We start from the raw sequence: 22,296 nt of genomic DNA, 5'->3' as shown, positions 1-22,296 counted from the left end.
TTTCTCGCCCACAACAGCCGAATGGCCTAACGTCTGCGCTATGCTGCCCCGTAACATGGCACACGCATCCGATTCGGCGCTGTATACGCAGTGGATAGAGTTGCTCGGCTGGCTGGAGGCCGGAGCCGCCGCGCGCGGGCTGACCTTCGAGAAGGTGGCCGACTTCCCCGACTACATCTACCGCATGGAGCGTCCCTATGACCTGCCCACCACTGTAATGAGCGTCAGCGTGGGCGTCGCCGGACAGCCGCTGATCGTGGCCGCCGTCAGCCCCCGCCACACGGATCTGAAAGCCGTCAGCCTGCGCCTGATGGGCGGCAGCAAGCACTGGCACCTGCACGCTGGGCAGCACGGTCTGGTGGAGGGCAAACGCCCCTTCACCGAGGAGCGGCTGGACATGCTGCTGGACGGGGCGTTACGGGGCGTGGCCTGATCCAAGAGGGCCGAACTGAAAACAAAGACCCCCGACTCAACCCAGAGTCGGGGGTCTTGATTCAGCGCCCTAGACGCTCTTAAAGCCCTCGAAGGGCTCCTTACAGGCGTCGCAGACGTAGAGCCGCTTGCACAGCGTCGGGCCGAAGCTGCCGGTCATCCGCACGTCGAAGCTGCCGCAGCGGGGGCAACGGGTGGCGTCGGCCTGCAGCTGAATCAGGCCGTCCTCGGCGGGAGCGGGCGGGGCAATGCCGTACTGGCGCAGGCGTTCGCGGGCGTCGTCCTTGATCCAGTCGGTCGTCCACGGCGGCGTCAGCGTGCTTCTGACCTCCACGGCGGAGGCCCCCAGATCGCGCACCGCCTGCCCAATACTGTCGCGAATGACGTGCAGCGCGGGGCAACCGCTGAAGGTGGGCGTGAAGGTCACCGTGACCGCGCCGCCTTCCCCGATCTGCACGTCACGCACCATGCCCATGTCGGTGACGGACACGACGGGAATCTCGGGGTCTGGCACGGTGTCCAGCGCGGCCCAGACGGCTTGCGGGGTCAGTGGGGGGTGTGGGGCGGTCATGGGTTCTCCTTCAAGGGTGGGGGCTTACCACAGCTCCGCGTCGGGATGGGCGCGGTACACGCGCTGCATCTCGTCCAGCAGCGGCGCGAGGTGTTCGGTGTGCGTGTCGCGTCCAGGCTGTTCGGCCCCGGCGGGCGGCAGGCTCAGACCGCACTGGACGCTCAGATGGGGAACGACCAGACCGTCCCAGCGGGCTTTCACGGCACTCAGGTCAGGCAACACGCCCGCTGCTGTCAGCTCGGCCTCCCCCTCCACCGGTTGAAACAGCTGGCCGACGTAAGGCCACAGGGCGTTTAAGGCATCCTGGGTACGGCGGGTGCTCTCGGGAGTGCCCAGCGCCAGCCGTTCCACCCACAGGGCGGTATGCTGCAGGTGGAAGCGTTCCTCGCGGAATGCCTTGTTCGCCACCTCGGCCAGCGGGGCGTATACGCTCTGGCGGGCGGCGTCCAGCCACAGCGCCTCGTAGGCGTCGTACAGGTACTGGCGCAGCATGGTGAAGGCCCAGTCCCCCTTGGGCAGTTCCACGAAACGGGCGCTGGTGTAGTCCTCGGCGCTGCGGGTGAAGGCCAGCGCGTCGGGATCGGTGCCGTCCAGGGCGCGGCGCAGCTCCAGGTACAGCCCGGCGTGGCCCAGCTCGTCCTGCGCGATGTTCGCCAGCGCGATGTCCTCTTCGAGAATCGGGGCGTGGCCCGTCCACTCGCCGCCGCGCTGGGCCAGGATGATCTCGTCGTCGGCCAGCGCCGTCAGTTTGCGGATCAGGGCGGCCTGCTGGATTTCGGTCAGGGTGGGGGCGGGCGCGGTCATTGCTGAACCTCGGGGGTTTTTACCTGTTCGGGTGTGGCGTCGTGCGGGTGGTCATACACCTTGTGATCGGCCACATGCGGCTCCTCGGTGGCGCGTCGGGGCATGCGGCCCTCGCGCTTCAGCTCACCGACATGCTTGCCGATCACGCCGTAGTATTGCTGCTGCTTGTAGGTCTTGTCTTTGGCGGGCGCGAACCAGCTTTCCACCGTTTCGGCGTCGTCGTCGGTGCGGGCGATGGCGGATTCGGGAAAGACCAGCCACGCCAGCGCGTCGGCGTGGGCCTCGCTGGCCTGCCGCAGCGCGTCGCCGGGGCCGGTGGCCTGCAGCGTTCCCACCAGATCCACGAAGGTCATGCTGCGCTTGTGGGACTTCTTGACGCCCACGTGGTAGGTGTCGCCCTCGCCGGGCGTTTGCAGCACCTCCGGATGGGTGGCGACTTCCTCCGGGGTGGCAATCAGGATGTCGTCCTCGCGCACGGCCCAGAGGTTGACGGCGGCTGGGCGGCGCACGAACACGTTGCGAGCCGTCAGCAGGGCGTGGTTCGGATCGCCCGCATGAACACTGCCCACGCTCTGGTAGGGCCGTTTTTCGGAGTCCTGCTTGAAGATTTCCCAGCGGGGCCACTGGGTGTCGGGGGAGGTCTGGATCATGGCCGTCCTTTGAAAGAGGCGTGGGGCGAGAGGTAGCGGGACTGGAGAAGAAAAGGGGCGGCAAGCCCCCTCTTCCGGCTTGGTTCTCAGTCCGCCGCCACGGCCCGCTGCCGATCCGTGTAGGCCTGCAGCGCCTCACGCACCCAGGCCCCGTCGTCGTGGGCGGCCTGACGGGTGGCGAGCCGCTCCTGGCCCAGCCCGCGCTCGCCCTTGATCACGGCCCAGAACTCGTCCCAGTTGATCGGGCCGTGCTTCCAGTTGCCGTCCGCGTCCTGATGCAAATCCGGGTCAGGGATGGTCAGTCCGGCTTCCAGCAGCTCGGGGGCATGTTCGTTGATGAACTCCTGGCGCACCTCGTCGTTGGTCTTGAGCTTCACGCCCCACTTGCTCATGATACCGGTGTTGGGGCTGTCGGCATCGTGCGGCCCCAGCATCATCAGGGCGGGCCACCACCAGCGGTTCAGGGCGTCCTGCGCCATCTCGCGCTGGGCGGGGGTGCCCTGGGCGTAGGCCACGATCATTTCCTTGCCCTGCTTGTGGTGGAAGGTTTCCTCGCTGCAAATCCGCACCATCGCGCGGCTGTAGGGGCCGTAACTCGCGCCCGCCAGCATGGTCTGGTTCTTGATGGCCGCGCCGTCCACCAGCCAGCCAATCATGCCGACGTCGGCCCAGCTCATGGTGGGGTAGTTGAAGATCGAGCTGTACTTGGCCTTGCGGGTCAGCAGAGCGTCGATCATGCCCTCGCGGGTGGCCCCCAGCGTCTCGGCGGCGTGGTACAGGTACTGCCCGTGCCCGGCCTCGTCCTGCACCTTGGCCATCAGGATGGTCTTGCGCTTCAGCGTGGGGGCACTGGAAATCCACTCGCCCTCGGGCAGCATGCCCACCACCTCGCTGTGCGCGTGCTGCGAGATCATGCGGATCAATTGGCGGCGGTACTCGGCGGGCATCCAGTCGCCGGCCTCGATCTTCTCGCCGCGCTCAATGCGGGCCTCGAAGGCGGCGTGCTGTTCGGCGGTTTCGTTCGGCGCAATATGGCTGTTGGGCTGGGTCATAGGACGTACCTCCTGAGCTGCCCCCAGTCTACCTAACGAGCGTTAGGTTGGTGGTGAGGTCTGTAAATGCTGGACGCGTGACCCGGCGACGATCAGCCGTCGGGAGTGGCGCAAACACCGTCCTGGTCAGCGGATTCTCGTTTAGATCAATTTTGCTACCCTGGGGTGCGTCTTTACCTTCAGGCGTCGCGCGTCGCGAGTTCGCGCATGGCGGCCAGCAGTTCCGCCGCTGCTTGCTGGCCTGGAGCCTCCGCGAACGCCTCCGAAAGCAGCGCCAGCCCCTGCTCGGCCTGGGCGTGGGCGTACTCCTGGGCGTAGGTGACGCTGCCGCTGTCCAGCAACCAGCGGTGAATGTCGGCAATGGTCCGGGCGTCCTTGTCGGGGCGGTTCAGGCCCATCTGCTTCAGGAAGGCCTGGCGCTGGGCTGCCGGCGCGGTGCGCAGCCAGTGCAGCACGATCATGGTGCGCTTGCCCTCCAGCAGATCGCCGCCGATTTCCTTGCCGTACCTGGCCGCGTCGCCCGCCAGGTTCAGCACGTCGTCACGGATCTGGAAGGCCGCGCCCAGCGCCAGGCCAGCGGGCGTGAACTGCTCGGATGGCTGAACACCCGCCGCCAGCGCCCCCAGCCGCAGCGGAATGACCACCGTGTAGTACGCGGTCTTCTGGCGCACCATTTCCAGGTAGTCGTCCTCCATCAGATCCCAGCGGCGGCCCTCCACCCAGCACAAGTCCAGGTGCTGGCCCTGGGCGGTGTGGTGGATCATGTTCAGGAATTCGGGCATGGTGCCGGGCACGTCGGCGCGGTGGACGGCGGCCCACATGTAGGCGTGCAGGGCGTCCCCGGCGTTGATGGCCAGCGGCACGCCGTGCAGGCGGTGCAGGGCCGGTTTGCCCCGGCGTTCCTCGGAGTCGTCCTCGATGTCGTCGTGGATCAGCACCCAGTTCTGGAACAGCTCCAGCGCGGCGGCCAGCCACAACGCGGCCTCCCACTGCGGCGTGTCCACGGTCACGCCGTGCGCGCGGGCGCTGGCGAGCAGCAGTTCGCTGCGAATGCCCTTGCCGCCGCGCCGGGGGTAGTCGCGCAGCATGTCGTGGTACTGCTGGTATTCGGGGCGCGTCCCGGACTCGGGCAGCAGCGACAGCACGCGGGACAGCAGATCAGGACGCATCGGGGGGCAGTCTAGCGGCCCCGAGGATAAAGAGAACCGTACCGCGCCCGACAGCCACCGACAGGCCTTGGAGAGCAAACTGGCCGAATGAAGCTCTCGTGCAAGACCGTTGCCCTGATTCTGCTGGGCGGAGCGCTGGCCGTGGGTCTGGCCGCCTGCGCCCCCAGCGCCACCACCGCGCCCGTGCCCGCCGCGAAGGCCACCACCGACTTGCGGCCCGCCGTGGGCGGGGAGCGCAAGTTTTTCGATCTGCCCGGTTTCGGTCAGGTGGCGTATTACGTGGATACGCGCGGCAGTGATGGGCAGGGTGGGGGCCGCCCGCTGGTGCTGACCCCCAGCGTGAACGCCGCCGCCAGCGCCTACGAGATGAAGCCGGTGTGGGACGCCTACGTGGGCACCCGCCCGGTCTACGCGCTGGAGTGGCCCGGCTTCGGCAGCAGTGCCCGGCCCGACACTCAATACACCAAGGAGCTGATGACCCGCTCGCTGACCGCGCTGGTAGAGCGGATCGGACAGGACGTGGACGTGGTGGGCCTGAGCCTGGGCAGCGAGTTCACCGCCCGCGCCGCCCTGAGCGAGCCGCGCATCCGCAGCTTGGCGCTGATCAGCCCGAGCGGTCTGGGAGCGCCGCGCGGCGGCACACAGGAGGCCAACGCGGAGGACGGCGGCCAGAAACTGTATGACCGACTGAACGCGGTCAGCACGCCGCTGTACGCGGCCCTGCGCCTGCGCCCCAGCATCGAGTACTTTCTGAGCCGCTCGTTCCGGGGGCCGGTAGATGGGGGGTTGGTGGACTACGCGCTGGAGACCACCCGCCAGCCGGGCGCCAAGTACGCCCCGGTGTACTTCATCAGCGGACAGCTATTCACCAACGACGCTTACGGTGACCTGTACAGCAAACTGACCATTCCCGTGATCGTCCTCTACGATCAGGACGGCTTCGTCAGCTTTGACCGCCTGCAACAGTTCACCCAGCAGGAGGGCGTGAAAGCCGTGCGGATCGAGGGCACCGACGGCCTGCCTCAGTTCGAGAAGATGCCTGAAGTGAAGGCGGCGCTGGATGCGTTCTGGGCCGGGCTGAAATAACGCTCTGAAAGCAGAGAGCGATCCCCCTTCTATGCGTTTAAGCCGCTGGAAGGGGACCGCTCCTTTATGTGTGTTCGAGGCCACTCGGCCGCTCAGTTCCGGAAAATCACTTCCTCCCGCCCGAAGGAGCGCAGCGCCAGCAGCGACAGCAGCGCCGCGCCGATCAGGTTGGCGAGGATGGCCAGCAGGATCTGCCCCGGCTCTGCCGCGCCCTTGACGATGTTCAGGATCGAGACCATCGAGCCGAACAGCGGCACGGCGTACACGGCGGTGTTCAGGGTCAGGAAATCCGCAAATTGCAGCATCACGGCGGGTAGCACGATCACCAGCGTTAGTGGGGCGATGTACGTCTGAGCCTCCTTGAAGCTGCGGGCGTAGATGCCGATGGCGATCAGCACGGCGCTGATGATCAGGGCGGCGCTGGCGGCCAGCCCCAGCATCCCCAGGGTGCCGCCGGGGGTCAGGGTGAGTTGCCCGCCCATCGAGGACGTGATGTCGGCCCCCAGACCGCTTCTGCTGTTCAGGAACGCGGCGGCCACCAGCCCACTGATCACGAAGCCCCCCACGCTGAAGCACGCGCTGAGCAGGGCGGTGAGGGTGGTGGCCAGCAGTTTGCCGGTCACCACCTCGGCGCGGCGCACCGGCGAGACCAGCAGGCTTTCTAAGGTGCCACGTTCCTTCTCCCCGGCGGTGGCGTCAATGGCGGTGGCCATGCCGCCCGACAGGATGAACTGCAGCATCAGGAAGGGAATCAGGAAGGCCAGTTGCCCGCTGCGCTGCTCCTGCGGGGGGCTGGCGTCGATGGGTTTGATGGTCACGGGCGTCAGGGTGTCGGCCCCCAGGCCCAGGCCTTGCAGGCGATCCAGCGTCAGGGTGCGGTTGTAGCCGTCCACCACGTCCTGAACCTTGCTGTAGGCCCCGGCCTGGGCGCGCAGGCTGCTGAGCTTGGCGTAGACCTCCAGCTCGCCGCTGCCGTCCCCGGCGCGGGTGGGCAGCGGGGCAGGAGCCTGAATCGCGGCGTCCACGTCCCCCGACTGCACCGCCTGCGTGGGGTCTGTCACGGGCACCAGGGTCACGCCCGCGCGCACCGTCTGGCCGTCCACCTTCTCGTCCTGCTCCAGCGCGGCCCGCAGTCCGGCGGGCAGGGTGCCCACCACGCCCACCTTCTGCCGCTCCTGCTGCTGCCCGCCAATAAAGCTGCCCAATAGGAGGGGCAATCCCAGCGACAGGGCCGGAATCAGGATCAGCGGCATCAGGATGGTGGCGCTCAGGGTGCGGCGGTCCCGCAGGGTGGACAGCAGATCGCGGGCGGCGATGCGCCAGACCATATTGGAGCGGATGCCCCCCGAAACTCTGGGTTCAGACCGCACGCGCCTCACCCCCGCGCACCAGCGAGAAGAAGGCACGTTCCAGATTGCCCTCCCGCGTCTGGCTCAGGATGTCGGGAATGCGGCCCACGCTCAGCAACTGGCCCTCGTGCAGGATTGCCACGCGGTCACACACCTCCTCGGCCTCGGACATGACGTGGGTGGAGTACAGGGTCAGGCGCCCCGGCGCGCGGGTGGCGAGAACGAAATCCAGCAGCGTGCGGCGCGCGAAGATGTCCAGTCCGCTGGCCGCCTCGTCCAGAATCAGGACGGGCGGATCCTGAATGACCGCGCGCGCGATCACCACCTTCTGCTTCATGCCGGTGCTGTAGTCCCCGGCGCGGACGTCCAGGGTGCGGCCCAGCTCCAGCCGTTCGTCCAGTTCGGCAATGCGGGCCTCGGTCTGGGCGCGGGTCATGCCGTACAGCCCGGCGAAGGAGCGCAGCACCTCGCGCCCGGTCAGGCGGGCGGGCAGGCCCATGCCGCCGTTGACCACGCCCACGCGGCGGCGAACCTCTTCGGGCTGGCGCTGGACGTCGTAGCCGGCCACCGCTGCCGTGCCGGACGTCGGCTGCAGCAGGGTGGCCAGAATCCGCAGCAGGGTGGTCTTGCCCGCGCCGTTGGGGCCGAGCAGGCCAAACACCTCGCCTTCGGGGGCCCTGAGGGACACGCCCCTCAGGGCCGTGAATTTGCCGTAGGTCTTGGTGACGTCCTGAATGTCCAGCATGGTCTGATTGCCTGGGTTCTGGGGTTGGGTCATGGGTCTCCTGGGAGGGAATACGGGGGTGGTGGGGCGGGGGTTGCAAAGGGCGTTCAGGGCAGGGGCCGCTTGAAGTAGTGAAACGTGCCCAGCCAGCTGTCCACCAGCGTCCAGCCCTGCTGCAGCAACTCATCACGCTGGCCGCTGCTGAGCGAACCGCTGAGGCGCTGGTACAGCCAGCGGGGCGGGGGGTGCGGCAGCGCCACGGCGCGGCGGAACGACAGCCGGCCCAGGCCCACCCCGGTCAACTCCCAGCCCTGTTCGCCCATCTCGCGCAGGATGCCCAGTTCGTTCAGGGCGGTGGCGGCGCGGGTCTGGTGGTCAAAGCCCGGCTCGGGGGCGGGGGCGGAAGGCCCAGACTTCTCCGGGCCTTCCGAATCCACGAAAATCTCCTCGATGGCGGCCCCGAACAGCCGCGCGATCCGGAAGGCCAGCGGCAGGCTGGGATCGTACTTGCCGGTCTCCAGCGCGTTGACGGTCTGGCGGCTGACATCCAGCTCGGCGGCCAGATCCGCCTGCGTCCACTGCCGCGCGGCGCGCAGCCGGCGGATGTGATTCTCCACCGCCCTACGCCTCGCGGTTTCGCAGTGCCAGCACACCCGACGCCACCGCCCAGCTCAGCATGCCCACGACGTAGTACACGAATGTCGGGGTCTGGAACTTGAAGGCGGCTTCCAGGGCAATCAATCCGCCTGCCACCACCATGGTCACCATGAAAGCGACGCTGGCCGCCTGCATCTGCAGGGCGCGCATGTACTCGTCCATCATCAGCACGGCACGCACGGTCAGCGCGGCGAAAAACAGCGGCAGCGTCGAGAGGATGCCGAAGCCCATGCCCTTCGCGAAGCTGAACCCCTCACCTTCCCCGCCCTGGCCCACGGCCACCAGTACGGCCGCCAGCGCGGCGAGCCCGCCCCCACTCAGGGCCATAAACGCCGCAACACTCTGCACCTTCTGGGTACGGGTGTCCCTGGCCGGAGCGGGACGGGAAGAGGTGGGCGTCATGACAAGCCTCCTTGACCATGGGGCGTGGGGCCGTGCGCCGAATCACCCAACATGGCTGAGGCTCGCCGCCCTCGCTGGAGATCGGCCCAGGCCGGAAAGCTACTGTCGCGTCCTCCGCTGGCGACTCCGAAAAGTGCTCCTGAGATAACAAAAAAGTCATTGCCATTCAGGGGGGTGTCGGCTGGCTGGTTTTGGTGCTGGACGCTGATTCGTCCCCCGAAAGACGGCAAAGCAGAACTGTGGTTCATGTCAGACCTCCTTGACACCTAAAGTAAGGCTTCTTTGACTTCTATGTCAAGCTCGGTTGACTTTTCCGTGGCGGTGGACTCTCGGTTTCTCAAGGCCCAGCACCCGTCTGCTCATCCAAAATGAGAGAAAGTATGTGACAATAGGAAAGTTGCGCCTGTGAGCGTACCTGTTCTCGAAGTTCCACGTTGCATTCGATTCACACGCCAAATCGCTTCTTTTTGAATTTATGCCGGTGCTCTGGGAAGGGTTGTTGCGCCGACTGAAATTCCTATTCGGAGGACACTGAATGTTTAATCCCCCCACCCTGGAAGACCTGCAAGAAACCCGCCGCGCCAACGAAAAGCTGGTGCTGAGTGCCCTGGACAGCAAGCCCGAATGGGTTGAAACCGAACTGGCGAAAACCACCGGCTTGGCCCTGTCGCACCTGCGCGCCGCGCTGGCGAGCCTGCTGGATCAGGGCCGCGTGCGCCGTCTGCCCGGCACCGGCACCCGCGCCGTGTACGGTCTGGCCGATCCCGGTCTGGCCGACGTGCCCGCCACCCCGCTGACCAGCGACGCCAAGAAGGTTCGCGACTACTTGGAAGGCCGCGCCGACAGCGCCCTGTACATGAGCGAGCAGCTGCGCATGACCCGCGAGGACGTCATGAGTGCCCTGAGCCTGCTGAACGCGCACGGTATGGTCACCTGCACCTTCGTGGGCAGCCTGGTGATCTTCCGCATGAAGGAAGTGCAGGCGCTGGGCGCCGAGCAGAGTGCCCCCGCCGCGACGGGCAAGAAGAAGCAGGTCGCCTGAGCTTTCTGAACTGAAGACGCTGCTGGGTCTCTCCACCATGGGGAGGCCCAGTTTCTTTTTCTTGTGACTCCCGACTCGCGGCCAGTGGGTCTTTGCCTCCCACATCGTCTTGCCTAAACGCCCCTTTACCCGCCTCAAGACCACCACCAAAGCGCGGCGCGCAGGCTACGGGGCATGAGCGACGACATCAAGCCGGGCTACGATCCCGCCAACCAGTCTCCCGCCGAGGGCCAGAGCCAGCCCATCCCCGAGCAGGATCGGGGCAAGGCCCCCAACTTCGATCCCGCCGACAAGAGCGGCCCCGCCGAGGGCGCGCGTGACGCGGTAGAAGACGACAGCACGCCCGACAGCTGACCGGAACAATGACCGCCGAACCCGTCCTGAACGCGGCCCGCCCGGAAAATGAGCGGGCTGAACTGCTGCGCTGGATGAAAACCGAATTGCACGCCGAATACGGAGACCGCCACCTCGATCCCCGCCGCGAGCCGATGCACGAGCTGATCAGCACCATCCTGTCGCAGCGCACCACCTGGCAGGACGAGGCCGCCGCCTACGACGAACTGTGCGAGATCGGCGACTGGGACGCGATTATCGCGGCACCCACCGAGGCCGTGGCCCACGCCATCCGCCGCAGTAATTACCCCGAGAGCAAGGCCCCGCGTATTCAGGAAACCCTGCGCCGCATCCGCGACTCGCCGGGCGGCTACAACCTGGAATTTTTGCGCGACATGCCCAGCAAGGACGCATTGAAGTGGCTGACGGACCTGCCAGGAGTCGGGGTCAAAACGGCCAGTCTGGTGCTGCTGTTCAACTATGCCCACCCGGTTTTTCCAGTGGACACCCATGTCCACCGCATCACCACCCGTGTCGGCGCAATTCCGCTCATGGGCGAGCAGGCGGCCCACCGCGCGCTCTTGAAGGTGCTGCCCGAGGATCCGCCCTTCCTGTACGAACTGCACCTGAACCTGCTCCGGCACGGCCAGCAGGTGTGCCAATGGAGCCGTCCGAAATGCGGCGTGTGCGTTCTGCGGGAGCGCTGCGACGCGTTCGCCCTGTTTGGGGATAAGGTGCCGAGTTTCAGCGAGACCAAGACGAAGGGGAAAGGAACGGCGACGAGGAAACGGACGTAAGCGGCTAGTGGGCTTTGGCGGCTTTCCGTTCACATCCGATCCCCCATTTCCCGCCCCCAGACGCGGTACACTGTGCGGCTGTGACGCGCCCGCCTCTGTGCTGATTCCAAGCCATTTCCGGGGCCGCCGCGCGCACACCCCGGAGGAGTTTTGAGTTACTGGCGCAATACAATCAAGCCTTTGCTGGACGATGAAACAGGGACGATGTTCAAGCACGCCCCGGTGCGCGTGACGCTGGCCTTTCCCAACCGCTACAGCGTGGGCATGGCCTCGCTGGGCTTTCAGGTCATCTACCGCATGTTCAACAACGAGGACGGTGTGGCCTGTGAGCGGGCCTTCCTGCCCGAGGACGTGGACGCCTTCGAGAAGCTGGGCCAGCCGCTGCCCACCGTGGAAACCGGGCGCGAGGCGGGCGACTGCGAACTGTTCGCCATGAGCGTGTCCTTTGAACTGGACCTGACCAACATCATCCGCCTGCTGGACGTGGCTGGAATTCACCCCCTGCGCGCACAGCGCGACGACACCGACGCCATCGTGATGATCGGCGGGCCGCTGACTTCATCTAATCCGTATCCGCTCTCTCCCTTCGCGGACGTCATCGTGATCGGTGACGGCGAGCAGATCATCCCGGTGGTCTCCGACGCGCTGCGCGAGGCCGCCTCCCGCGAGGATTTCTACGACCTGATCGACGGCATGCCGGGAATTTTCCTGCCCGCGCGGCACACGCACGAGCCGACGTGGGCCACCGCGCCCAAGGAACTGCTGCCCGCCTACAGCCAGATCGTGACGCCGCACAGCGAACTGAGCAACATGTTCCTGGTGGAAGCCCAGCGCGGCTGCCCGCGCCCCTGCACCTTCTGTCTGGCGCGCACCATGTACGGCCCCAACCGCAACAACGGCGGCCAGGAACTGCTGGACGTGATTCCCGACTGGGCGCAGAAGGTGGGGCTGGTGGGCGCGGCCCTCTCCGACTTTCCGCACACCAAGTTCGTGGGGCGCACGCTGACTGAGCGCGGTGTCAAGCTGGGCGTCAGTTCCATCCGGGCCGACACGGTGGACGAGGAACTGGCCGAGATCCTGAAGGCGGGCGGCCTGCGCACCTTCACGGTGGCGAGCGACGCACCCAGCGAACGCCTGCGCCGCTGGCTCAAGAAGGGCATCACCACCGAGGATCTGCTCAAGACCGCGCAGATCAGCCGTGACCTGGGCTTTTCGGGCCTCAAGGTCTACATGATGATCGGGCTGGGGCCGGAGAACGATGACGACATCAGCGAGCTGATCGCCTTCACCAAGGAACTGGCGGGCATCAACCGCATCGCGCTGGGTATCTCGCCCTTCGTGCCCAAGCGTCACACGCCGCACTTCGCCGATCCTTTTGCGGGCGTGGGCGTCATCGAGGGGCGGCTCAAGCGCATCCAGAAGGAGCTGCGCCGCACCGCCGAACTGCGCAACGTCTCCGCAAAATGGGCCTGGGTGGAAAGCGTGATCGCGCGTGGTGGCCCCGAAATCGGCATGGCCGCGTACTCCATCTACCGCAACGAGAGCATCGGCGCATGGAAGAAGGCGCTGGATGAAGTGGGCTGGGTCGACGAGTTCGGCGGCAACGACGCCTCGCTGATCACGCTGCCACCCGGCCAGTACGCGGCGCGCGAGGTCAGCGCCCACGCCGAGGGCCTGGCTGTTTAAGCCACCTCACCTTCTCCCCCTCTCCAGCTCACGGGGAGGGGATTTTTTGTGTCCCCCCTCCGCCGATTGGCCGATGCACCCGCCGTCTCCGTGTGTTCTAGTCACGCATGGAATCCACCGCCGCTGCCCCCTTGCCCCACGCGCCAGACCTTCAACTGCGCGAGGGCCGCGCCGCCGACTTCCCGCGTCTGGCTGCCTTTCTGAGTGCGGCCCATCCCGACGCACCCAGATCGGTGGAGGATCTGGAGCGGCTGGAAGCGGGCCAGTCCCCCGACGAACCGCACCGCCGCCTGCTGACCCTGCGCGGCGGCGAGATCGTGGGGCTGGCCGAGACCGGCGTGCCGCGCATGGACGGCCACTCCGGCTGGCTGGAAGTCCTGATTCGGACCCGAATGGAGGAGGCGGGCAGTGAGTTGGCCGAAGCGTTGCTGAGGCTGGCCGAGGAATATGCCCAGTCCCTCGGCGCAAGCACGCTGATCTCCCACGTCCACGAGAACTGGTGGGAACACGACTTCCTGCGGGCGCGCGGCTACGCCGAGCATGACCGCATGTGGCACAGCACGCTCGATCTGCGGACGCTGGATTTTGCCCGCTTTGCCGAGTCCGGAGCGCGGGTGGCGGCCTCGGGCGTGACCATTCAGCCGCTCTCGAATCTTGGGGATTTTGACGAGGCGCAGCAGCGCCGCTTCTATGATTTGGTGGCCGCGCTCTTGCGTGACGTGCCTAGCACCACGCCCGTCAGCGTGTGGTCCTTCGAGGTCTGGCAGCGCCGCGCGGGCGTGAAGCTGTTGCCAGAAGGCGTGTTCATCGCCGTAGCACCGAACGGCAGGTGGGTGGGCCTGAACGAACTGTACCTGCCCATCCCCACGCGCCCTGGCACCCTGCACAACGGCCTGACCGGCGTGCTGCCGGGGTGGCGCGGCCACGGCGTCGCGCTGGCGCTCAAGCTGGCCGCCGCCCGCGCCGCGCTGGCACGGGGCTTCACGCATTCACGCACCGGGAACCACAGCGTCAACCGGGCCATGCTGGCGGTGAACGACCGGTTGGGTTTTGTCCGTGAGGGTGCGCGGGTCACGCTGCGGCGCGACGTGGAGCGGGGTTCGGCTACTCCCGCCACTGCTCACGCTGGTACTTGATGCGGTAGCGGCTGCGGCTGGCCGCCTCGATCAGGTCGGTGGGCGTGTGGATCTCCGGGCCGGTGCTGGCCCCACCGACACTGGCCCGCAGGGGCAGATCGCGGTACGTCATGGCGTCCAGCGACAGCTGCACCCGGCGCGTCAGGTCCGCCAGTTCAGGGGGGGACGTGTTGTACAGCAGCACGGCGAACTCGTCCGGCCCCCAGCGGAAGATCAGGTCGCCGCGGCGTTTGTGCGCCATGATGCGCCCGGCCAGTTCGCGCAGCAGTTCGTCTCCAGCGGCGTGGCCGTAGGTTGCGTTGACCTTGCGAAAGCCGCTGAGGTCCACCAGCAGCAGGCCCAGCGGGCGGCTCTGGCGGCCCTGCCAGCGGCCCTCGACGGCTCGGGTGAAGGCCAGCCGGTTGCCGAAGCCCGTGAGGGGATCGCGCACGCCCGTGTTGCGCAGGGTCCACCAGCGCTCCAGCATGACCAGTCCGGTGCCCAGCACCGCGCACAGCGACAGCGTGACGCCGGGCAACAGCGTGTTGAGCAGCCAGTACGGCACCGACAGGGCCAGGGCCAGCAACGCAATCCAGAAGCCCCACAGCCCCCCCGCCAGCACGGCGGCGACGGCGGCCAGCACGCCAACCAGCGTGATGGTCCAGCGCGGCAGCGAGGCGAACGGCGGGCTGAGCAGGCTGGATACCGCCCGCGCCTGCAACTGCACCCCGGATAGCACCTGTCCGCTCACGTCGCGCACGGTGGGGCCGGACACGCCGCTGGCGCTGAGGCCCAGCACGACCACCCGGTTTTGCACGTCGCCGTAGCGGATGGTGCCGTTGACCACGTCCCGGAAAGGAATGACCGGCAGACGCTGCGGATCGGGCGCGCTGTAGCGCAGGATGCGTGGGGTCAGGTCCAGCGGGACGCTGCGCCCCGCCGCCACCGCCAGCTGGCGCGCGAAGCTGGGAGCCAATCCGTCTGGCGCATCTGGAACCGGGTAGGCGGTCTGAAACCACCGCACGATGCCGTCCCGGCTCAGGTTCAGGGCGCTGACGCCGGTGGGCGAGCGCCAGTCGGGCCGCAGGACGCTGGATTCGCCCGGCGCCGTCGCCAGCACCACGTTGGGACGGCTGAATACGGCAGCCAGCCCCGCGTCGTTGCGCGCCGGATCGCCCAGCAGCACGTCGATGCCGATGGCCGCGGCCCCGGCCTGTTCCAGCGTATCCAGCGCCTGCCGGTACAGCTCGCGCGGCCAGCTGCCGATGCGCCCGTAATCGCGCAGCGTCGCGTCGTCGATGCCGACCACCACCACGCGCGCGTCCGGAGCACTGGGCAGCGCGCGGTTCAGGGCGTCCCACAGCAGGGTATTGACCGGACCAGTCCAGGCCAGGGCCGCCGCCAGCACCGCCGCGAGCAGCACGGTGTAGCGCCGTATCGGGCGGCCCCCACCGATGCGCCCAGCGGCCACGTCAGGGAAGCTGAGCATGGCTCCGGTTGCCCGCGCTGTCCTGCAGGGTCAGCTGCGCCGACGCGCCGGGTGAAGGCAGCGGCACCGACCAGGAAAAGCGGCCACCGGTACGGGGGTCCACCCAGCGTCGGTACCGCTGCCCCCCCACCTCCAGGGTCAGGCCGACGCGCGAACCTCCGGCATCGGTGACCACGCCGCTCACGGTCAGGAGGCGACCCACGCGCGTCACCGACAGGTTCCCCAGCTGCGGGGGCGTGCGGTCCACCGTGACGGTCTGCCGGCGCGTCAGCGTCTGCCCGTAGCGCTGGGCGCGGACGGTCACGGTGTACTGGCCCTCGGGCAGCGCCGTCTTCAGACGCTCCAGGCGAAAGGTGCCGTTCTCCCCCGTCAGGGGAAGGGTCTGTCCGGCGACGGTCAGCGTGACCTGCGCGTCGGGCAGGCTGCGGGCGGCAAGCGCCAGCTCCTGCAGGCTGCGGCCCGGCAGGTCCAGCGCCAGCGTCAGAGGCTGCGCCCGCGCCGCGTCCTGCGCGATGTTGAAGCGGTCCACGGCGTCGAGCTGCAGCGGCAGCAGCCCGCCACCGGCGCCGCGCTGCTGGTCCTGCCCGACCACCCCTTCCGCACCCCCCGGTCCCGCCGCCTGACCGGGCAGCGCCACCTGACCGTCAAACACCTTGACCAGGCCGCTGGCGTCCACCCGGAACACGGTGCCGCGCACGGCTGTACTGACCACCGGCGTGTCGATGCGGTACCCGCCCTGGCCCTTTTCCACCACGTTCCAGGCAGTGCCCTTTTCCAGCTTCAACAGCACCTCACGGCCCGCGCTGGTGCGCTCGATGCTCAGCACCTTCAGTTCGCTCTGGGCATTCAGGCGCAGGTAGCCGCCCCCGCTGAAGCCGATCTCGGCCCAGGCGTCTGCTCCGGTGTTCAGCGCCGTGCCGGCGGTCAGATCATCCCCCAGTCCCGCCAGCCGCGTATTGCCGCGTTCCAGCAGCCTGACCGGACCGCGCACCGCCTCCACGGTGGCCGCGCCCAGCCCCCGGAACTGCGCGGCGTACCACGGGTCAGTCTCCCGAAAGGCGCTGAATCGGCCGCTGTCCAGCGCCACCTGCTGCCCCGCCCCCACCTCGACGGTCTGGCCCCTCAGCGCAATACGCAGACGTCCGGCGATCACCGCGACCCGCCTTTCGATGGGGCCCAGATCGACCCGCAGCTGGCCTGGGCCGTCCATCACCACATGATGGCCCGCAACGTGCACGGCGACCGGCCCCCGCAGAAAGAACCGGCCCGACAGCAGATCGGCCTCGTCCTGGTAACGCCGCAACTCGGACGCGCTTCCAACGATCAACTGCCCCTGCCGGCCTTCCCGCAAGACCGCCCGGCCCGTGCCTGTCCGCAGCCGGGTGGTGATCTCGGTGGCGGCACTCTGCGCCTGCCAGATGCCGCCCGGCCCACTGATCTCCACCCGGCCCTGCGCGTTCAGCAGGCTGGGCGGCGCTCCCCCACCGGAGGCGGAAGCTCCTGCAGGCGGCGGTGTCTGCGCGCCCCCCAGGCTACCCAGGCCGAACCACAGGGCCAGCGCCGCAAGGCCTCGGCCCCGGGGTCGCCTGCTCTGGGTGCCCTGGGGGGCCACAGAACCACCGGGAAGCGTGTTCACCATCTCGCCGCCCAGTTTACGAGAAAAACCAGACAATAGGCGAAGCCAAGGTATACTAAAGGGCGTGCTTGTTGCTGTGCAGGACGCCATCAAAGATTACGGTCCCGCCACCGTACTTTCAGAGGTCACTTTTGCCGTCAGGGGCGGCGACCGCATCGGTCTGGTGGGCCGCAACGGGGCGGGCAAGACCACGCTGCTGCGCCTGCTGACCGGTCAGATCCTGCCGGACGGTGGCAGCGTGCGCCGCGCGCCAGGGGTACGGGTGCGCTCGTTGCAACAGGACCCGGTCTTTGAAAAGCATTCGACGGTGGACAGCGTGCTGAACGCTGCCTTCCACGATCTGGACGAGCTAGAGGCCGAATTGGACCGGGCCGCGCAGGCCATGGGTGCCGGAACGCCCGAGAGCATCCTGAGACACGAGGAGATTCTGGAGCACTACGTCCGGCGCGGCGGCTTCGAGCGCCGCAGCCGCAAGGACGCCGTGACGCTGGCCTTCGGGTTCCGGGGCCGCGAGGGCACGCTGGCCGAGAGCCTCAGCGGCGGCGAGCGCACCCGCCTGGGGCTGGCGGCGCTGCTGGTGGAAAACCCGGACGTGCTGCTGCTGGACGAACCGACCAACCACCTGGACATCGTGATGGTGGAGTGGCTGGAAAATTTCCTGGGCCGCTACCCCGGCGCGGTGCTGGTGATCAGCCACGACCGGACTTTTCTGGACCGCGTGACCAACGAAACCGCCCACCTGCGCGGCGGCACGCTGCGGACCTACCCCGGCAACTACAGCGCGTTCCGCGCCGCGCTGGACGCCGAACTGGAGCAGCAGGCCGCCCGCGCCGTGCAGGACGCCCGCCAGATCGCCAGTCTGCAGAGCAGCGCCGACCGCATGAAGATCTGGGGCCTGGGCATGAGCAAACTGGCCCGGCGCGCGGCGGCCATGCAAAAACGCGTGGACCGCATGCAGGCCCGTGCCACCGCCGCCCCGCCGCCGGAGGAGCGCAGCGCCCGCATCACCTTCCACGCGCCCGGCAGCGGCGACATCGTGCTGGACGCGCGCCATCTGACGCGGCGGATTCCCGTCGAGGGCGGGCAGACCCGCCTGCTGTTCGAGGACGTGAACGTGCAGGTGCGCCGGGGCGAGCGCGTTGCCATCATCGGGCGCAACGGGGCGGGCAAGACCACGCTGCTGCGGACGCTGCTGGGCCTGGAACAGAGCGACGATTCACGCGGCAAGGTGCTGACCGGCGCACGGGTGGGCGTGGGCTACTACGATCAGGCGCTGCGCGGCGTCTCGCCCGATCAGACCCTCTACGACGTGGCCCGCGAATACGTGCAGAAAGACCCACAGGCCCACGATCTGCTGGGCACCTTCATGTTCCCCTATGACCAGCACGACAAGCCCGCCCGCATCCTCTCCGGCGGCGAGCGGGCGCGGCTGGCGCTGCTGAAGCTGGCGCAGGAGGACCGCAACCTGCTGGTGATGGACGAGCCGACCAACCACCTGGACATGGAAATGGTGGAGGCCCTGGAAATCGCCCTGGAGGATTTTGACGGCACGCTGCTGATGGTCAGCCACGACCGCGCCTTTATTGAGGGACTGGCCGACCGCATCTGGCTGATCGAGGACGGCGTGTTCTACGAGTACCCCGGCTGGGAGGACTACCGTGCCAAGCACCGCACCCTGGCCGAACTGGAGGCCGAGGAGCAGCGGGAAGCGGCACAGGCCGAGGCAAAGGCGGCGCCCAGGGTTACGGCCCCGAAAGGCAAGGGGCTGTGGCATCTGAAGCGCGAGGTGGAGGCCATCGAGGCCGACATCGCCCGCCTGGAAACCGAACTGGAAGCCGCCCATGCTGCGCTGAGCAGCGCCCCCCCCGGCGCCGACTTCACCGAGCTGGGCCAGACCGCGCACGACCTGGAACTGGCCCTGGAACGCAAGATGGAAGAGTGGGGCGAAAAGGGCGCGGAGGTTGAGGATAAGGAGGGCTGAGCGCTTGGAGCAGGCAAAAGAAAACGCCCCCCGCAATGGGGGGACGCCTGTTTCAATTCAGTAAATGACTCAGGAGTGTTACTTAGTTCACCGGCTCGAGGATGATGTAGTTGATCTTGGTGTTCTTGCCACCCTTGGCGTCAAGGGTCATCACGCCGCCGGTGACGGTGACTTCCTTGGTGGCCTTCTGGAACAAGTTGGTCTGAGTGGGAATGAACTTGTTGATCAGGTTCACGCCTTCAACGTTGATGGTGTGCTCGCTGTTCGTATTGTTCGCGTTTGTGCTAGCACTTGCGTCACCCACGCTGACGGTCACTTTGTACTTGCCGTCAGCCATCTTGTACTCGAAGGCGCCAGCAGTCTTAGTGCCCGTGAAGCACGTGTTGCCCGAAGTGGGTGAGCCGCACTGCATGTTGATCTGGGTAAGCTGGGCGGGCTCCGCTCCGGGCGCAGCCACAACCCCAGAGGTGGGACGGACGTTGTCAGACATATCCAGAGGAACAGGGGTCGCTGATCCAACGCTCTCTTCTGTGATCCAGCCGGTCATGCTGGCGGCGGTGTAGGCAGCGCCAGAGTTGGTCTCGTAACCGGCCACCGGAGAAGTGGCAGGCGCGAAGTTGATCTTGACCGTTGGGCGGGTGCCAGGGTTCGTATCGGCGGGCTCAACAGTAATTTTGATTGTGGCGGACTTCGTAGTGTTCACAGTGGAGGTGGCGGTGATGTCAGCCGTGCCCACCGACTTACCGGTCACCACGCCAGCAGTGCTCACAGAAGCCACTGCATCATTGCTGCTCTTGAACGTAAAGGTCTGAGCAGGGGTGTTGGTCCCGGTAGCCACTGGCTTGACCGTGGTGGTTCCGCCAACCTTGATGGTGGCAGGTGTCGCCGTAACAGTGACCGCAGTCACGGTGGCTGCTGGCTTAGGCGTGGGCGCCGGGTTACAAGCCACGATGGCGATAGAAGCGGTCAGGGCCAGGGCGATGGTGGCGGGGCGGCGGACAGAAGAAAAGTTAAACATAGTTAAGCCTACCTTTAAGAATAAAGTGCGAGGGGCGAAGGGAATTGGACTGCGGTTGGTATCCTAACATGCATTTTCATTGGACTGTGCTTCATGAAAACTGCATCTCTTCCACCGACTTCAGTCAGACCGATCAGGATCGAAACCGCTCCTTTCCTCTTCCGATGGGGCAGCGGCAACGGCACTATACGGTGCTCACTCTTGCCTCTCGCGAAGAAATGCGGCCTGTGCGGGCAAGGCGCACGGCTCATCAATTCGGCGGCGAGGGAGAGCGGACAGCATTGATGCTTGTCCCCCATTCTCCCCGCCGGGCGTTACCAAAACGTGAAATCTGAGTTCAATCAGACCTGACTGGAATGGCCACGCCTGGATTTACGGCGTCGTTGGACTGCCCTTCTCCGCTGGGGAACCGGCCCGCAGGGTCAGCGTGAAGACAAAGGCCGCCGCTACCAACCCCAGTCCCAGGAAGTAGGCGGACCGCAGGCCCTCGGCCAGCGCCGCGCCGCCGTTGGCGATGGCCGCCTCGCCGATCAGCAGGGCCATGACGGTCACGCCCAGCGCCCCGCCCATCTGCCGGGCAAACAGGACGCCGCTGGTCACGGCCCCCAGCTCGCCCTTGCCCGCCGCGCCCTGCGCCGACAGCAGCAGCGTGAGCATGGAAAAGCCCATGCCACTGCCGACCACGAAGCCCAGCGCGGAGGTGACCCACAGCGGCGAGTGGACCGTGAAGGTCAGCGCGGCGAAAACCACCACCAGCACCGCAAACCCCAGCTGCGAGATGCGGGCCAGCGGGATGCGCTTCATCAGTTGCGCGGCCAGGATGCTCGCCAGGGTCCAGCCCACCAGCGCCGGGGTCAGGATCGCGCCCGCTGCCGTCGCGCCCCGGCCCGTCACGCCCTGGGCATACAGCGGCAGGTAGGCGATCACGCCGAAGTACGCCGCCCCCGCCAGCAGGTTTCCGGCAAAGGCCACCAGCGGAATCTTCTCGCGCAGGGCCGACATGGGCAGCAGGGGGGCCGGGTGGCGGCTTTCCACCCACAGGGCGCCCGCCAGAATCAGCACCCCCGCCCCCACCACCCACCACTGCTTGAGCTCCAGCCCCCAGATCAGCAGGCCGCTGCCCGCCGTGAACAGCGCCGCGCCCGCCCAGTCCAGTTTCGCCCGCTGCCGCTCGCCCGACTGGCGCAGGTAACGGGCCACCATCCAGAACGCGGCCACCCCGAACGGCAACGACACGAAAAAGGTCCAGCGCCAGGACCAAGTCTCGGTCAGCCAGCCGCCCAGCAGCGGCCCCACCAGCCCGCTGATGCCCCACACGCCGCTGAAGAAGGCCTGCACCCGTCCGCGCTGCTCCAGGGTGTACAGCTCGCCCACGATGGTCAGCGCGATGGACAGCAGCGCCCCCGCCCCCAGCCCCTGCAAGGCCCGCGCGCCGATCAGCCAGCCCATGTTCTGTGCCGCCCCGCACAGCACGCTGCCCAGCAGGAACAGCGCCATGCCTGCCAGGTACAGCTTCTTGCGCCCCACGATGTCCGAACCTCGCCCCCACAATGGGCTGGACACGGTGCTGGTCAGCAGGTACGCCGCGAAGGGCAGGGCGTACAGCGCCTCCCCGCGCAGGTCCTGAATCACGCTGGGCATGGCGCTGGCAACCACGCTGGATTCCAGCGCGTTCAGGAAGACCCCCAGGATCAGGCCCACGGTTGCCAGCTTGCGGGCCTGGTCCAGCGCGGCCTGAGCGGAAGAGGCGGGGGCAGCGGCGGTGGGCGGCGGAGTCACGCGGGTCAGGGTACGCCTGCGCCGGGGCCAAGACCATAGGCCGGCCAACACCCGGCTGCAAAGCAGGGCACAGATGAAGGATCACGCAAGCCGCTTCGCGCACGGGCGCTGCCCCGCCTCAGCGGGTCTTGGGTTGCAGGGTCAGCACCTGAATCTCGCGCACCACACCCAGTTCGCGCAGGCGCTCCGGGTCCAGATCACCGGCCCCGGCCAGGGCATCGGCCTTCTTACGGTCCACGGTGGCCACCTCCAGCGCGGCAGCGTCACCGAAAACCTCGCGGAAGCGCTCCAGCGGGTACTCGACGCGGCGCGAGACCTTCAACACGGCGCGGTACAGCTCTGTCTCGGCGCGTTCGCCGCTGGCGAGGGCCGCCTTGAGCTGCGCGCCCAGCGCCTCACGCTCGGCCTCCAGGCCCTGAATGGTGTCGCGCAGCATGGCGTAGCGTTCGAGCAACTCCTCCAGGCCCGGTTCCTGATGGGGCAGCTCTCCAGACGGATCGGTCATGCCCAGAGAATAGAGCGGA

Annotated in this window: 21 protein-coding genes and 1 pseudogene; 8 read left to right on the top strand and 14 right to left on the bottom strand. The window is 67.4% G+C overall.

Annotated elements, in window-relative coordinates; genetic code table 11:
* Positions 1-55: 55 nt before the first annotated feature.
* A complete protein-coding gene (locus FHR04_RS09810; RefSeq protein ID WP_039687150.1) occupies positions 56-433 on the top strand; it encodes an NADH-quinone oxidoreductase subunit 15 in 378 nt (125 codons plus the stop codon).
* Positions 434-502: 69 nt separating this feature from the next.
* On the opposite strand, the gene paaD is transcribed toward FHR04_RS09810, so the two are convergent.
* From paaD to FHR04_RS09785, 5 genes are all read right to left on the bottom strand, one after another.
* Entirely contained in the window at positions 503-1,003 is a 501-nt protein-coding gene (gene paaD, locus FHR04_RS09805; protein ID WP_039684388.1) for a 1,2-phenylacetyl-CoA epoxidase subunit PaaD, read from the bottom strand.
* A gap of 24 nt (positions 1,004-1,027) precedes the next feature.
* Positions 1,028-1,807 (bottom strand): 1,2-phenylacetyl-CoA epoxidase subunit PaaC, encoded by a 780-nt coding sequence (paaC, locus tag FHR04_RS09800; RefSeq protein ID WP_139402835.1) that lies wholly within the window; start codon positions 1,805-1,807, stop codon positions 1,028-1,030.
* Positions 1,804-2,457 (bottom strand): phenylacetic acid degradation protein, encoded by a 654-nt coding sequence (locus tag FHR04_RS09795; protein WP_139402833.1) that lies wholly within the window; start codon positions 2,455-2,457, stop codon positions 1,804-1,806. Before FHR04_RS09795 ends, paaC begins: the two co-directional genes overlap by 4 nt.
* Before the next feature lie 86 nt (positions 2,458-2,543).
* Entirely contained in the window at positions 2,544-3,509 is a 966-nt protein-coding gene (gene paaA / locus FHR04_RS09790) for a 1,2-phenylacetyl-CoA epoxidase subunit PaaA (RefSeq protein ID WP_139402831.1), read from the bottom strand.
* A gap of 179 nt (positions 3,510-3,688) precedes the next feature.
* Complete coding sequence (locus FHR04_RS09785) at positions 3,689-4,678, bottom strand: polyprenyl synthetase family protein (RefSeq protein WP_139402829.1); 990 nt, start codon at positions 4,676-4,678, stop codon at positions 3,689-3,691.
* Positions 4,679-4,765: 87 nt separating this feature from the next.
* Between FHR04_RS09785 and FHR04_RS09780 the strand changes: the two genes are divergently transcribed.
* Positions 4,766-5,764 (top strand): alpha/beta fold hydrolase, encoded by a 999-nt coding sequence (locus FHR04_RS09780; RefSeq protein WP_139402827.1) that lies wholly within the window; start codon positions 4,766-4,768, stop codon positions 5,762-5,764.
* A 92-nt stretch (positions 5,765-5,856) separates the two neighbouring features.
* Here FHR04_RS09780 and FHR04_RS09775 read toward each other — a convergent pair whose 3' ends face one another.
* From FHR04_RS09775 to FHR04_RS09760, 4 genes and pseudogenes are all read right to left on the bottom strand, one after another.
* Complete coding sequence (locus FHR04_RS09775; RefSeq protein WP_139403013.1) at positions 5,857-7,092, bottom strand: ABC transporter permease; 1,236 nt, start codon at positions 7,090-7,092, stop codon at positions 5,857-5,859.
* Positions 7,093-7,123: 31 nt separating this feature from the next.
* Positions 7,124-7,858 (bottom strand): ABC transporter ATP-binding protein, encoded by a 735-nt coding sequence (locus tag FHR04_RS09770; protein WP_139403010.1) that lies wholly within the window; start codon positions 7,856-7,858, stop codon positions 7,124-7,126.
* Positions 7,859-8,262: 404 nt separating this feature from the next.
* Positions 8,263-8,454, bottom strand: a pseudogene (locus FHR04_RS09765) (helix-turn-helix transcriptional regulator); the annotation flags it as partial.
* A 4-nt stretch (positions 8,455-8,458) separates the two neighbouring features.
* The gene (locus FHR04_RS09760) at positions 8,459-8,896 is read right to left on the bottom strand and encodes a hypothetical protein (protein ID WP_139402825.1); all 438 of its coding nucleotides are present in this window, start codon (positions 8,894-8,896) and stop codon (positions 8,459-8,461) included.
* A 535-nt stretch (positions 8,897-9,431) separates the two neighbouring features.
* Between FHR04_RS09760 and FHR04_RS09755 the strand changes: the two genes are divergently transcribed.
* From FHR04_RS09755 to FHR04_RS09735, 5 genes are all read left to right on the top strand, one after another.
* A complete protein-coding gene (locus tag FHR04_RS09755) occupies positions 9,432-9,938 on the top strand; it encodes a transcription initiation factor IIE subunit alpha family protein (protein ID WP_039684403.1) in 507 nt (168 codons plus the stop codon).
* A gap of 174 nt (positions 9,939-10,112) precedes the next feature.
* Entirely contained in the window at positions 10,113-10,292 is a 180-nt protein-coding gene (locus FHR04_RS09750; RefSeq protein WP_039684405.1) for a hypothetical protein, read from the top strand.
* An 8-nt stretch (positions 10,293-10,300) separates the two neighbouring features.
* Positions 10,301-11,068, top strand: a complete 768-nt coding sequence (locus FHR04_RS09745) for a monofunctional DNA glycosylase (RefSeq protein WP_139402823.1) — start codon at positions 10,301-10,303, stop codon at positions 11,066-11,068.
* A gap of 150 nt (positions 11,069-11,218) precedes the next feature.
* Positions 11,219-12,754 carry a B12-binding domain-containing radical SAM protein gene (locus FHR04_RS09740; protein ID WP_170213911.1) on the top strand — a complete coding sequence of 512 codons (1,536 nt, stop codon included), beginning with the start codon at positions 11,219-11,221 and terminating at the stop codon, positions 12,752-12,754.
* A gap of 107 nt (positions 12,755-12,861) precedes the next feature.
* A complete protein-coding gene (locus FHR04_RS09735) occupies positions 12,862-13,890 on the top strand; it encodes a GNAT family N-acetyltransferase (RefSeq protein ID WP_249039063.1) in 1,029 nt (342 codons plus the stop codon).
* Here FHR04_RS09735 and FHR04_RS09730 read toward each other — a convergent pair.
* Positions 13,859-15,358, bottom strand: coding sequence for a CHASE2 domain-containing protein (locus FHR04_RS09730; RefSeq protein WP_139402820.1), 1,500 nt, complete (start codon positions 15,356-15,358; stop codon positions 13,859-13,861). The two genes, FHR04_RS09735 and FHR04_RS09730, sit on opposite strands and share 32 nt — an antisense overlap.
* Positions 15,342-16,997 (bottom strand): FecR domain-containing protein, encoded by a 1,656-nt coding sequence (locus FHR04_RS09725; protein ID WP_170213910.1) that lies wholly within the window; start codon positions 16,995-16,997, stop codon positions 15,342-15,344. Before FHR04_RS09725 ends, FHR04_RS09730 begins: the two co-directional genes overlap by 17 nt.
* 61 nt (positions 16,998-17,058) lie before the next feature.
* Between FHR04_RS09725 and abc-f the strand changes: the two genes are divergently transcribed.
* Positions 17,059-18,975, top strand: a complete 1,917-nt coding sequence (gene abc-f / locus FHR04_RS09720; protein ID WP_139402817.1) for a ribosomal protection-like ABC-F family protein — start codon at positions 17,059-17,061, stop codon at positions 18,973-18,975.
* A gap of 82 nt (positions 18,976-19,057) precedes the next feature.
* Here abc-f and FHR04_RS09715 read toward each other — a convergent pair whose 3' ends face one another.
* From FHR04_RS09715 to FHR04_RS09705, 3 genes are all read right to left on the bottom strand, one after another.
* Complete coding sequence (locus tag FHR04_RS09715) at positions 19,058-19,993, bottom strand: Ig-like domain-containing protein (protein ID WP_139402815.1); 936 nt, start codon at positions 19,991-19,993, stop codon at positions 19,058-19,060.
* A gap of 372 nt (positions 19,994-20,365) precedes the next feature.
* A complete protein-coding gene (locus FHR04_RS09710; RefSeq protein WP_249039062.1) occupies positions 20,366-21,772 on the bottom strand; it encodes an MDR family MFS transporter in 1,407 nt (468 codons plus the stop codon).
* Between the two features lie 118 nt (positions 21,773-21,890).
* Positions 21,891-22,277 (bottom strand): hypothetical protein, encoded by a 387-nt coding sequence (locus FHR04_RS09705; RefSeq protein ID WP_139402813.1) that lies wholly within the window; start codon positions 22,275-22,277, stop codon positions 21,891-21,893.
* Positions 22,278-22,296: the final 19 nt, after the last annotated feature.

This window comes from Deinococcus radiopugnans ATCC 19172, from assembly GCF_006335125.1.
Taxonomy (GTDB): domain Bacteria; phylum Deinococcota; class Deinococci; order Deinococcales; family Deinococcaceae; genus Deinococcus; species Deinococcus radiopugnans.
This window is presented reverse-complemented; position numbering and strand designations above follow the sequence as displayed.